The organism is Sphingobium subterraneum, assembly GCF_014199435.1.
GTDB classification, from domain to species: Bacteria; Pseudomonadota; Alphaproteobacteria; order Sphingomonadales; family Sphingomonadaceae; genus Sphingobium; species Sphingobium subterraneum.
Genome location: NZ_JACIJP010000010.1, coordinates 1 through 12,772, shown reverse-complemented (window position 1 = coordinate 12,772; position 12,772 = coordinate 1). Strand labels below are relative to the sequence as shown.

The 12,772-nt window shown below is 59.8% G+C and carries 7 protein-coding genes and 2 pseudogenes; 3 read left to right on the top strand and 6 right to left on the bottom strand.

Annotation, left to right across the window (positions count from 1 at the left end):
- Nucleotides 1-106 precede the first annotated feature (106 nt).
- From FHS92_RS16800 to FHS92_RS18760, 5 genes and pseudogenes are all read right to left on the bottom strand, one after another.
- Nucleotides 107-1,408, bottom strand: a complete 1,302-nt coding sequence (locus tag FHS92_RS16800) for a DUF5623 domain-containing protein (protein WP_184081842.1) — start codon at nt 1,406-1,408, stop codon at nt 107-109.
- Between the two features lie 349 nt (nt 1,409-1,757).
- Nucleotides 1,758-2,684, bottom strand: coding sequence for a hypothetical protein (locus FHS92_RS16795; protein ID WP_246352081.1), 927 nt, complete (start codon nt 2,682-2,684; stop codon nt 1,758-1,760).
- A 3-nt stretch (nt 2,685-2,687) separates the two neighbouring features.
- Nucleotides 2,688-2,750: pseudogene (locus tag FHS92_RS18765) on the bottom strand (SEC-C metal-binding domain-containing protein); the annotation flags it as partial.
- A 180-nt stretch (nt 2,751-2,930) separates the two neighbouring features.
- The gene (locus tag FHS92_RS16790) at nt 2,931-7,160 is read right to left on the bottom strand and encodes a strawberry notch family protein (protein ID WP_184081840.1); all 4,230 of its coding nucleotides are present in this window, start codon (nt 7,158-7,160) and stop codon (nt 2,931-2,933) included.
- Nucleotides 7,161-7,214: 54 nt separating this feature from the next.
- Nucleotides 7,215-8,054, bottom strand: a complete 840-nt coding sequence (locus tag FHS92_RS18760; RefSeq protein WP_425506265.1) for a DUF7146 domain-containing protein — start codon at nt 8,052-8,054, stop codon at nt 7,215-7,217.
- Nucleotides 8,055-8,215: 161 nt separating this feature from the next.
- Here FHS92_RS18760 and FHS92_RS16780 point away from each other — a divergent pair, with 161 nt between their 5' ends.
- The 3 genes from FHS92_RS16780 (at nt 8,216) to FHS92_RS16770 (ending at nt 11,921) form a co-directional block, all read left to right on the top strand.
- Entirely contained in the window at nt 8,216-9,409 is a 1,194-nt protein-coding gene (locus FHS92_RS16780) for an AAA family ATPase (protein WP_184081838.1), read from the top strand.
- Between the two features lie 75 nt (nt 9,410-9,484).
- Nucleotides 9,485-10,573, top strand: coding sequence for a ParB/RepB/Spo0J family partition protein (locus FHS92_RS16775; protein ID WP_184081859.1), 1,089 nt, complete (start codon nt 9,485-9,487; stop codon nt 10,571-10,573).
- 85 nt (nt 10,574-10,658) lie between these two features.
- A complete protein-coding gene (locus FHS92_RS16770) occupies nt 10,659-11,921 on the top strand; it encodes a replication initiator protein A (protein WP_184081837.1) in 1,263 nt (420 codons plus the stop codon).
- Between the two features lie 536 nt (nt 11,922-12,457).
- Here FHS92_RS16770 and FHS92_RS16765 read toward each other — a convergent pair.
- Nucleotides 12,458-12,772 (bottom strand): annotated as a pseudogene (locus tag FHS92_RS16765) (hypothetical protein); the annotation flags it as partial.

Sequence of the window (12,772 nt, the reverse complement as noted above, 5' to 3'; positions counted from 1 at the left end):
CCTCGTTCGCTCTGCGACCGTGGTAAAGTAGCGCTTACCGGTGTTCGCGCTCCTAGCAGATGCCAAATCAGCGCCGACGTTGAGCAATTGGCCGGGCTGACCCAGCCTACAAAGCCGATGCTCGAGCTTGACCCTGCACGATCTTCAGCGAAGTTTCGATCCGCGCGGTCATTTTTCGAAGCGGAGCACACAGAGGATAGGCACTTTCGAGAAGAAATCTCAGGTCGGCAAGATTCGAAACCACTCCCTCGGGAGAGTTAGCCCGAAGGAACAACGGGTCGTTCGGCACAATTTCGCCGTAGTAGAGTTCAATTGGATCCGTCAGCGTATCTAGTTCTCGTGCCGCTACGTCAGCATACAGCCAGTCAACGAGGACCCGCATGATCTCATCCATGCGCCGGTTAACTGACCAGGGCTTGAAATTCGATTGCAGGACCGCTCGGATCATCCGTCCTGCCTGACGATGTTCCTCGAGTGTCATCCGGCCATTCGGCTTCCTCGCCAAGCCGAGCATGTCACGGCGATAAGGGAGCGTCTTTTTGGAAGCGCGTGCAACAATCGTTCCCTTGGCCTTGGCCCGGCGCTTGTCCTGAAGAGACGTGGCTAGCGGACTAAAAAACGTGTTGTGGTTTGACGCAGACTGCCCCTGCCAATCCTCGGACGTGTAGGATGCCGGCATCGCATTGATGGTGCTGAGCAAAGCCTCGAAATCGAAGTCTTTCGTATTCTTGGAAGCCACAAAGAACGCGCAACGGTATGGAAAATAGAGCCCCGGCCAGCTCGTCGCAGAGAGGTTCCAATCGTTACGTTCAGACCAGTCCGCTCGCTCAGAACTTACCCTCGCCCTTGAATAGGGCTCGTCGATCAATATGAACTGTCCGCTTTTCGGATCATACCAATGTGAAGAGTGATCCTTGCCCGGCAATTCCTCGTCCAAGTCCGACAATACCCGTTCGGCGGTGTCGAAACGGCAGGGCCGCAGCCCGGTCGCATTCATGAATTGCATCGCCCGGGCGGCCCTGCACAGCTCATCACGAATGTAGTCGCGTGAATGTCCTAGACTGTCGATCACCATGTGATCCGGAGCAACTATTCGCATGCTGCTCAGTCCGCCGACGATCCTGAGTTCGGCCTTCGAGACCATCTCCAAAACTGCGCAGGGGATTGAAATTGCCAAGGTCTCGCGGCCGATCTCAAACGTTTCGCGATCTTCCCAGTACCCAGTCAACAACAACCGGCTAGGCGAAACACCGGTCATCCTTCGAGCGTGCTCGAAATTTTGGAAGCCCGCGCGGCGCGCAGCCGCGTTGAGCGCCTCCCGATGCTGGATGCGCCCGTTCTTCTTCAACTGGTTGGCGAGGCGCTTGATGTTGGCCAGATTTGATGGCCGGACTTCTGCAATCGACATGATTGTTCTCCCGGCTTGATGCGCAGCGTCACCCGTCAACCACCACTCAAGCCCGAACAACATGTTGCGAGGACTATATGAGTACAAACGGCAGTGCTGGTCGACAGCTTGGCTAAAGACGGGCGTCATGCTCCTGCCGGGAGCGCAAGCCGGTTTAATTGAGGAGACGGAAGCTGGCAACAGCGAGAGCGGCCGGATACTGTTGAAAAATGCAACGAGCCAAAAAAGCGCGGATGGTTCCGCAATAACTCCACATCTTAAATTGCCGTTTTGAGTTCATGCCTCGCCCGTGAGGCAATCCGGCCAACCAAGGCGCGTACGAAGATAACACCCATGTCAGGACGCCGAACTACGCGGGATAGGAACGCGGCGCAGTATCGGGATTGCTCTTGCGTCCATCACGGTCGGAGAACTGACGCGTCACCTCTGATGCGACATACTGCGCTCCCATGAGGATGTTGCCGATTTCTGTGCGAGAGGGGGGCGGTGCCGTATAACGGCTCTCCACGAAGTCAGGAAAAACCGTCACAACCCGGAGCACACGGTCGCCGTCGAAGTCTCCGCAAAGTCCGCCCAGTCTGGCGGCAGCGGCTTCGAGGTTGTGACCAATCTTCGTTCGACTGCTCAATTCTGCATCGGTCACGCCAAGGGCGGCAAGCCCAGCCTTGAGGGCGAGTTCGGTTCCGAGCAATGCGCTCTGGATCGTCCCGCGAAAATCATAGGCCGTTGTCGCCGTAGCTGCCGCTGCTTCCAGCTGAGTATGCGCGCGCCAGATCAAATCGCGACCGCGCGGATCGATCGATCGCTGATGCCCGAATTCCTGCCAGCCGTAGCCGAAATCGAGAATATCAGCCGCCTGATCCACAAACCTGGCGAGGTCATCAGGGCTTTCCGCCAGCCACGCCTTCTGGAAATCCGACAGGTCGAGCATGTCCCAGAAGTCGATTCTGCACTGTCCGAAAGCAATGGGAGCATAAAGTTGGCAGAACATGTCGCGGAACATGAATGCCCCCAGATGCATTCCTCCTGTCCGAAGTTCCTTTGGCACGAAGAGGCGGTCATTGAGTTTATGGGCGCGCTCGACGATCGGCGGCGTACCGCGCCCCATCAGGACAAAGCTTTCATAGCCGAATTCGCGCAGCGCCCGCCCGACATTCTGCAGGCTCCGTGCAGGCGGCTCCTCTCCAATCCGGACGCCTTCATCATCGGCCCGTTTCAGTGCTGCGATGAGCGCGTCGTCGGAGATATGGCGGTCTGGATCATGTGGTGCCGTCAATGCACCGTGGCAATGCTTGAAGCGTTTATCGCTACCGCACGGGCAAGACGCGTTGCGAGTTGTCAAATGTCAGCCCACCCTTGTTCATGGCGCGTCCCGTTGCGACGTCTCCGGCTACCCCTTCTGCGGGGGATGCGCATTATCCGCAACTAGCGACCCGCAGCGCGGGACGCTGCCGCACGATACCAATGAAATTGGGCATGGATGCTGGGGCGAGGCCGATACGGGATGCAAGGACTGTCCGCATCAGGCGACTATTGAAGCAAGGACCTCTCCGGCCCGATCCGCAGGCACAAACACTCGCGTCTTGTAGGCAATGATCTCGGTAAAGCATCCGAGTGCCTTAAGCCCCGGAATGCGCGCCGGTTCTGCGTCTACGATTTCGATCCGCCGCGCACCGTTGACCCGCGAGGCCCGGATCGTAAAATTCAGCGGATGCGGTGCCTTCCAGGTGCCGCCACCAAGAATAGCCTGAGCAATCTTGCCGGGATCGGTCGGAGCCTTGCGATCGACCCCGAGCTTTTCCAGCGTGGCATCAATGTAGAGGTCATGGACATGGCGGCCGAGCCATGACGCGCCAGACTGATCGACGATCCGGTTTACCGTGAGGTCTTCCTTGGGCAGCGCACCCCAGATCGGCAGCAACAGGCCAGTCGCGAGAAACACCGTCTCGGTATAGAGTTGGCTCTCGTTGGCAGCGTATTCGGTAAACCAGGCCTCGCGGAAGGTGACTTCCGAAATGTCCTCCCAGGCTGTTTCGGCGAGCCGGTCGGCAAGAATGTGCTCGCTGCGCAAGGGACGGACAAGCTCCAGACGGCGGATGTAGTTGCCCTCCTCGTCCATCAGCGACGGCGCGGGCACGCAAAGCGTCACCTTGCCGGATTTGGCATTGCGCAGGAACCGAGGCATTTCCGCGTTTGCGGCACGTTCCATGACGCGTTCGAGCGCCAGCACCTTGCGCCGCTGTGTCAGCGACAGTTCAAGGAGGTGCGAGGTTGCCCCGGTGACGGGATCGGTCCGGATCACTGTGTCGGACAGGACTTCGCAAGCCTCGACCGCAACGGTCTCGACGCCGATGTCAAAGGTGCCCGCTTCCTTGGCGGCCGAGACGCGGGTTTCGACAAGGGTGAGGAATTCGTCGAAGATGGCGTTCTGTACGGCGATCTTCATTGCAAGGAGACGGTTGAGCCAACGCTGGATCGGCGGCAGGTCTTCGCGCAGAATTCCGTCCTTGTCGGTGAGCTCAAGTCCGCTCATCGTCTGGAATTCGGCGAAGCTGGTGCTCTTGAGTTTGCCGGTGGCGAGAAGCCCGTACCAGTCGTGCAGTGCATGCTTGGCATAGCTGCTCTCGAGGTTGTCAGCGGCGTCGAACATTCCCTGCCCGCCGGTCTGGCGCTGTCCGCGGGTCAAGGCACCCAGCGCATCGAGCCGCCGCGCAATGGTGCTGGTGAACCGGGCCTCGCCCTTGCAGTCGGTGGTGACGGGGCGAAACAGCGGTGGGCAGGCCTGGTGTGTGCGGTGGGTGCGCCCGAGGCCCTGGATTGCCCGGTCGGCGCGCCATCCGGGCTCGAGCAGGAAATGGACGCGGCGCTGCTGGTTTTTGGCATCGAGGCTGGCGTGATAGCTGCGGCCCGTGCCCCCGGCATCCGAGAAGACCAGCACGCGCTTGGCGCCGGTCATGAAGGCGGTGGTCTCGGCAAGGTTGGTGCGCGCTGATCGGCTTTCGAGGCGATGCTGTCCGTGTGCATCGCGGACAAGCCGCTTGGACCGTCCTGTTACCTCGGCAACGGCACTGGTGCCGTAATGCTCAAGCAGGGCATCGAGCGCGGTCGGGATCGGCGGCATCGCGCAGATATGTTCGATGAGATCTGCCCGCGCTGCTTCTGCTTGCGGGTTATAGACCGGGTTCCCGGTCTCGTCCCACATCGGCCGTGAACGAACATCGCCAAGTTCATCGACATATTCCTCCATCTGCCGGGTCGGAAACGCGCGGGTGAGGTAATCGGCAATGGCCTCACGGGGTGACAGGTCCAGATCGAGCGCCTCGCGTTCCTCGGGATCGAGCTCATTAAGCCGCCGATTGAGGATCGATTCCGCCGTGCTGACCAGCTGGACGACCACGCTTTCGCCTGCTGCCAAATGCTCATCCACTGCCGGGTAGATCGAGGGCAGCTTGAGCGAGAGCAGCACCTGGGCAAAGAACCGCTGCTTGGTGCCCTCAAACCGGCTGCGCGCCGCCGCCTTGGCTCCGCTGTTGAGCGTGCGGTTCTCGAGCGGGTCGACCACGCCGGTCAGTTCCAGCGCGTCCTCGAGGTGCTGGTGGATGATGGTCCAGCCTTCCGCATATTTGTCGTAGATGGCGATCTGCGCTGGGGTGAGTTCATGACGCAGGATGTCGTATTCGATGCCCCCAAAGCTCAGCGCGCGCGAAAGATAGAGCCCAGAGGCCTTGAGGTCGCGCGCAACCAGTTCCATCGCGGCGATGCCGCCGTCGCGGATTTCGCTGATGAACTGCTCGCGGCCCGCAAAGGCCGTGCCCGGCCCCCACAGACCAAGCCGCACCGCGTAGGCGAGGTTGTTAACGTCGGATGCCCCCGTGGCCGAGGCATAGAGGACACGGGCACGCGGGAGGGTGTTTTGTAGCAGCACCCCGGCAATGCCCTGCAATGAGCCCTCTTTCTGGCCCCCAGCTTTTTGTCCAAAGCCCCCTTCCCCGCCCGCCACACCGCCCATTTCATGGGCTTCGTCAAACACGATGACGCCCTCGAAGTCGGATCCGGCCCAGCGCACGATCTGATCGAGGCGCGTGTCTTCGACACGGGACGAACGCAGCGTGCCATAGGGAACGAACAGGATGCCCTCAGGCGCGGTAATCTCCTCGCCGATCTTCCAGCGCGACAGTTCAAGAATGTCGGCAGGCAGACCACCGATTGCTGTCCAGTCGCGCTGGGCGTCTTCGAGCAGCGGCGCATTCTTGCTGATCCAGATATGACAGCGATTACCGCGCAACCACTGGTCGAGAATGCAGGCTGCCGCCTGTCGCCCCTTCCCCGCCCCGGTGCCGTCGCCAAGGAAGAATCCGGTACGGTAGGCCATACCGTCGGGGTCTTCCTTGAGCGCAACTTCGCTGGGCGGATGGGTAAAGCGCCCATGCAGATCGCGCGACCACGCCTCACCTGCATAGATCACAGTTTCAAGCTGGGCGGCTGACAGGAGCCGCGCGGTGACGGTGCGCTCGGGCAGATTGGGCACATATTGCGGTTTGGGAGCAGCGATCGACGCCATTGCGGCAGATTCAACGAGGTGCGTCGGGTGCTCGCCCGCCTCGGGCAGAACAAGGCGCGATGGCCGGTAATCGGCATAGACTCCGCGCTGCTCGCCCATTGGGGCCGGCTCATCGAGAACCACATAGGCAACGGGTTTAACCTCGTTGGTTTGTGGGCGACGGATTACGACAGGGCGCGCAGGCCCGCTTTTCACCGCCCGGAAGAAGCTCAGCTTGCCGGCGCGGGGGACTGAGGGCGGCGTGTATTCGCGCAGCGAAGCACGCGGCGGGATGACGGCAATTGCCTCGTAGAGTTCGAGCGGGCTTTGCCTGTTGATGGTCGAGACCGATATGTCGCCCGCAACCTTGTCGATCACGAACACCCGGACCGCGATAGAGGTGCCGTGTTTGGCATAGGCGCCCTTATCGAGGCGTAGTGAGAGGACAACCCGCGCGCCTTCTAGGGTATGGCGAAAAGCATGTGCGTATTTGGCAGACGGTGTGAACCAGTCAGGCATGATCGCGACGACGCGCCCGCCGGGCAGCAGATGGTCGAGCGCTGATCGCAGGTGCCGTGCCGCCGTGTTGGCGTCTTGCCCACGCGATTGCGAGATTGAAAACGGCGGGTTCATGACGATGGCGCTCGGACGCGGCATTCCTGATAGAAGCGCGCTGATCCTGGCCCCGTCGTGCCGGGTGACGGGCAGAGCCGGGAACAGACCTTCCAGGATCCAGGCGCGGGTGGGTTCCAGTTCGTTGAGCTGGGTGTTGGCGACATGTGGGTGTGCCAATGAGGCGATGATCCCGGTGCCTGCGCTCGGCTCAAGGAACACATCGTCAGATGTCAGCCGCGCCAGCTGGATGGCGAGCATCGCGAGTGCAGGCGGGGTCGAGAACTGCTGATACTCGATCTGGTCCTCGCTGCGTACGGTATGGGTAGGAAGCTCGCGCGTAAGCGCTTCCAGGGTCCGGATTGCCGATGAGCCGTCGCATCTTGAGGTAAGTTCGTGCGCAGTCAGCGTAATCGCCGCCTCGAGCGCCTCGAAACTGTCGCGCTGCTGCCAAAAACCATCTGCATCGCTGCCACCGGCGGCCTCGGTCATGGCCTGGGTGAGCGCGGCACGGTCGACAGGAATGGCGAGGAGTATCTTGGCGGCAAGGGTCTGGGCGGCAGCAAGGATCGGGGCGGAACGCGAAATCGTCGATGTCATGGAATTCTCCCGGGAACGGCCAACAATGACCGCATCCCTTCGTCCCCCCTCCCCTCACCGCTTCAGGAGCTGCGCCCAGTCGTTCATGCCGCCCGGTGGCCATTCGGTCTCGATGGTGAGGCCCGGACGTTTGTATGCCTCCCAGGCACGATCGCGGGCATGGCGGCCTTCGGTGTCGTTGTCGGCAAGCAGGATCAGTATCTCGACACCTGACGGGATGGTCAGCTGGTGGAACCGTTTGGCCCCCATGGTCGCCCAGGCCTGAATACCGGTAAGCGACATGTAGGCGGCAGCCGTCTCGAACCCTTCGCAGATGCCGATCGTGCGCGCTGGTGGGTCGTTGGTCCACGCCGCGCCGATTGCGGCTCCGAGAACACGCTTTTCGGTGTAGTCGGCAGTGGTAGGATCCAGAAATATCCGCTGGATCGCTTCGATTCCGCCCGCTCGTCTCATAGCGACAAGCAGCGCAGGCTTAAACGTGGCGAGAGCCCCCTGCCCCTTTGGACAGTGAGGGTGGTATCGCAGATCGTTCAGCGGTGCCCAGATGTTGCGGGTTTCCCGGACATATCGCTCGGCAAGCGTGTTCTCGATTGGCATGGCCGCGCGCCATATCGCGAGATGCGGCTTACCGAGGTTTGGTTTTGCCTTCTCAATGACTGCCTTATTGAAGTCGGGGATGCGGGTGAACCGTGTGAGCTCGCGAAGGACATCGCGGCTGTCGCATCCGGCATGGCACGTTAGGAGGATCCCGCGATCACCTTGGCGGATGGAGAGCGATGGGGTTCTGTCTGCATGGGATGGGCAACGACATATGGCAGTGTCGCCTGACCAGGTCCCTCCGAGGGATTTGACAAGGGATCTGAGCTCGGCAGTTGGTTTGTTGCGGACGATCATCATAGCCAAAACAGCCAGACCATCCTCCCCTCTCTATCGCTCAAAGAAATAGAGACATGGAAAGCGATGCGTGCTCGCTTCACGTCCAGGCCTGCGCTAGACTGAATGAATTCCTCCTGCTACAGGAAGAAAAACATTCATTCGCGTGCATCGGGGCAGTTATGAATTCAGAAGTCTCCCGCATTGCCGAAATGGCTGAAGCTGGCGAAAAAATGATTGAACGGTTGCGGCGGCAGGCGTTCCTGCCCGAGAGCCGGAAAGCGCTCACCGTGCGATATGGCATTGCCGAAGCGGCAACACTATTGGGCTGTTCGACCAATCGCATCAGAATGGCTGAAGACGACGGTCGGCTCCCGCCACCCCCACCTACCGAAAACGGTCGCCGGTCGGGCTATTCTATCGAAGCACTCCTAAACATGCGTGAGGTTCTGGGTGCCTCCCCTGCCCGGGCACCGCTCGATCGACCCGCGATCATTGCGGTGCAGAATTTCAAAGGTGGTGTCGGCAAGTCGACTGTCACGACACATCTTGCGCACTACTTCGGCGTTCAAGGCTATCGGGTCCTTGTGGTCGACTGCGACAGCCAAGCGACGACTACGACGCTGTTCGGCTTTAATCCGCATTTCAACATAGCTCGCGAGCAGACGCTTTACCCCTATTTGTCGATCGATCCGACACAAACTGACCTGCTCTATGCCGTCCAAAAGACCCCGTGGCCGAACGTCGACCTAATTCCGTCAAACTTGGAATTGTTCGATGTGGAATATGAACTCGCGGCATCCGGGGCAGACGGCGGCTCGGTCCTCGCATCGCGCTTTCGCAAGCTGAAACGCGGTTTGCAGGATCTCGCGCGCGACTATGACATCGTCATCCTCGATCCTCCCCCCGCCCTCGGCACGATCAGCCTAGCGGTGATGCAGGCGGCCAATGCTTTGCTGGTACCAATGGCAGCGACGACGCCCGATTTCTGTTCCACGGTTCAGTTCCTCTCGATGATGGATCAGGTGACCTCGCAGCTCGCGCAGGCGGGAATCGAAGTTGAGTATGATTTTATTCGGCTGATCTGTTCCAAATTCGATTCCAATGATCCCAGTCACGCCATGGTGCGGCAAATCATGGAGCAGACGTTCGGTCCTGCGCTTTTGCCAGTCCCGATCCTTGAAAGCGCAGAAATCAGCCATGCGGCTTTACGCATGATGACCGTGTACGAGCTTGAGCGCCCTATCGGCACACCGCGCACCCACAAACGCTGCCGGGCCAACCTCGACGAAGCCCTGGGCCAGGTGGAAGCCATGGTGAGGCGCGGCTGGGGTATAGCGGCGCCCGCGAGCGAGGAGGCAGTGGTCAATGGATAGGATGCCAGCTCGGGAATTGATGTTCATGTTATGTTCGACTATCTTTCGGGAACGCTGGATGGGGGAGTTTGTCTGATGGCCCGCAAGCAAAGCGATTATCTGGCCGGTCTCCTTGCTGATGAGGCACCAGCTCCCGCGGAAAGCCAGGCGATTCCCTTGGTAGTTGAGGATGCCCCCTCCCCTGCCCCGCACAATGCCGGACCAGCGCGTGCCAGCAACCGCGCCGGCTTGAGTCTGCTTGGCCGTGAGAATGCACTTGCGCGTGCGGCATCGGGGGAGGTTCGGCAGGTCACCCAGCTTCTGATCAATCCGGCCAGGGTACGTCTCTGGGTGGGTAATGCCCGAATTCAGGAACGACTTTCGGTAGAAGCGGTGCAAGATCTGATCGATTCAATCCTCGCTGAGGGTGCTCAGAAGGTGCCTGTCGTGGTGCGCCATGTCAGCGGTGATCCCGACTATGACTATGAGGTGATCGCGGGCACCCGGCGGCATTTTGCGATCTCGTGGCTGCGCGCCAACTCCTATCCGGAAATGAAACTGCTCGCCCAGGTCGCCGATCTGGATGACGAAGCAGCTTTCCGTCTCGCCGACATTGAGAACCGCGCGCGCAAGGATGTCTCGGATATCGAGCGAGCGCGCAACTATGCTGCGGCGCTTGAAGCCCATTATGGCGGCAAGGCGGTGCGCATGGCCGAACGCTTGAAGCTGTCCAAGGGCTGGTTGTCCAAAATGCTCAAGGCCGCCACAATTCCGGACACCGTGCTGTCTGCGTTCTCTGATCTAAGCGAACTGACACTGAATCCGGCTTATGCTCTAGCGAGTGCGTTGGACGACCATAATCGTGCCCAGGCAATCGTTGCCGAAGCGGGTGCCATTGCTACTTCGAACGCGGCGGCCTCTGCCATTGCTTCCCCACCGCTTGCTGGTGCTGTTGTCCTCAAGCGCCTGATGGACGCGTCGAGCGCCCCTAGAGTTCGAGTGGCCGATACGCGGATTGAAATTGCAGGGCAGTTTGGCCGACCGATCCTAGCGGTCAAATCCGTTACTCGTCAGGGTGTCACTCTCCATTTGCCTACAGGTGGCGGTGCCAGTGACGAGCAGTTGCAGAAGGCTTTGCAAACCGTTCTGGAGACATTGCGGCAGAACGGGGTTTCGCTAGCTTGAGCTCGCTTGGGGCCCTTGTAAGAGAGTTTCCTCGAGGAAACTTCTGTCTGGATGGGGCGAAATGTTTCCTTGAGGAAACTTCCCGATGAGCGCTACGAGCACTCCTGAAACACGGGCCGCCAAGCGCGCAATCAACGAACAGTTCGATCTGTTTCTGCCGTATCTCGCCGACCTCCCACTGCGCGATCAGCGCGAGATGATGGAGCGTCCGTTCTTCTCACTGGCCAAGACCAAGCGGGTCAAGGCGATTGATTACACGTCGCCCGATGGCAAACTATGGGTCAACGTCTCGTCCAACCCGCAATTTGGCATGGCAACAATCTGGGACGCCGACATCCTGATTTACTGCGCCTCGATGCTGGCCGACATGCAGCGACGCGGGCTGAACGACATTCCTCGCACGCTTCATATCATGCCATACGATTTGTTGCGCGCCATTGGACGCCCCACTACGGGACGGGCTTATGAGCTGCTTGGCCAGGCACTGGATCGACTTGTGTCTACTACGGTCAAGACCAATATTCGCGCTGAGAATCGCAGAGAGGCCACTTTCAGCTGGCTCGATGGCTGGACCCAATTGGTCGACGAGCGCACCGAGCGATCCAGGGGAATGACTCTCGAACTAAGCAACTGGTTCTGGGAAGGCGTGCTGATGAAGGGCGGGGTGCTGTCTATCGACCGCGCCTATTTCGACATCACTGGCGGCCGCGAGCGCTGGCTTTACCGCGTCGCGAGGAAGCATGCCGGTGGGGCAGGGGAGGGGGGCTTCGCAATCTCCATGCCCACTCTGTTTGAAAAGAGCGGAGCTGAGGGTCCCTATCGTCGCTTCAAGTTCGAGATCATCAAGATCGCTGCAAAGAACGCATTGCCGGGCTACCAGCTGTCCATTGAGGATAGCGAGGGTCGCAAAGAGCCGATGCTACGCATGCGCCGTGATGATGGCGCTGCTGAGCCCCGCGGGATCCAAGGGAAGGTGCCACAGAACGAATCCGGGTCAGCCAATCCATCGACGCCGCCAAAAGTTTCCTCTAGGAAACCTTCAGACGAAGACAAGCCGACACATACCACTGCGCCTACTTCGCCCGCAGCAAATTTTGACGCTACTAAGCTCATCAACAAAGCGGTAGCCGGACTGAGCGACAAGGCCACGCGCGGTTTTATAACCGACGAGACCCTTACTCTACTACGATCAGAATGCCCGGGTTGGGACCTCTATAACCTGCATGCGGAGTTCGAAGCCTGGGTGAACGCGGATTCCTCCCGTACGCCTGCCAACTGGCAAAGGGCATTTATCGGCTATGTCCGGCGCTGGCATGAAAAGCACCGGCACGAGCTGCGGGGAGGTTGATGTTCTGGCGACGCGCCATTCTGCGCGTGGCAAGTGACACAAGAGGGCATCGCACAACCTATGCTTTCTCATTAGCTCCAAAGCCATGAACACCCAAAACCTCGACGCCGTTCCCATTGTGTCGTGTTGCACACGGACGCCAATCCTGCCGACTGGCTTGCTCGACACCACACGCAGCCAATTGAAGCTCTTTCCGAATCCCGCCTTACAAACTGATTCAAATGACACGCTCAAACAGCGCATAATCCTGCGGCTTCGACCTTTCAGGAACGGCATCCGACACAAGGGGAACGATCCAACGATACTTCGGGAACGGAACACCCGACATTTCAGGAACCGATCATCGATCCTCCGGGAACAGCCCCCAACATGCGACTCGTGGATTCAAGCTGGTCTGCGCTGCAAATCACAGGGCTTAACCTTTTAAAGATTCATATAAACCGTCTAACATCAACATGATGTTTGAATTTGAATTTCTTGATGAAGATAGACAAGAGGCGAAAAGCTTGGGTTAAGTCGGGCGTCTCCAGGCTGTCTCAGCGGCGCGGCATTACGGGCTGCAACGGTCGTTCCGGGGCAGGGGGAGCAACCAACTTTGCCTCCACAAGCGCCAAGGCAATCTGTGAGGCCGTGCGTGCGGTCACATCGAGCGCACGGGCGAGCTCGGCGCGGGTGAGGGGCCCAAGTCCTAGCAGCAGGCCCCAGGCATCGGGTGCGCGAGAGGAGGCGTAGCGCCCCGACAGGCGCTCCTGACCGTGTTCCAGACCCTTGTGGAGCACATTGAGGTCTTGCTGCACCCAGCGACCCGCAGAGCTCGCCGCGGCACCCAGCAGCGCCGCAATCGGATCTTC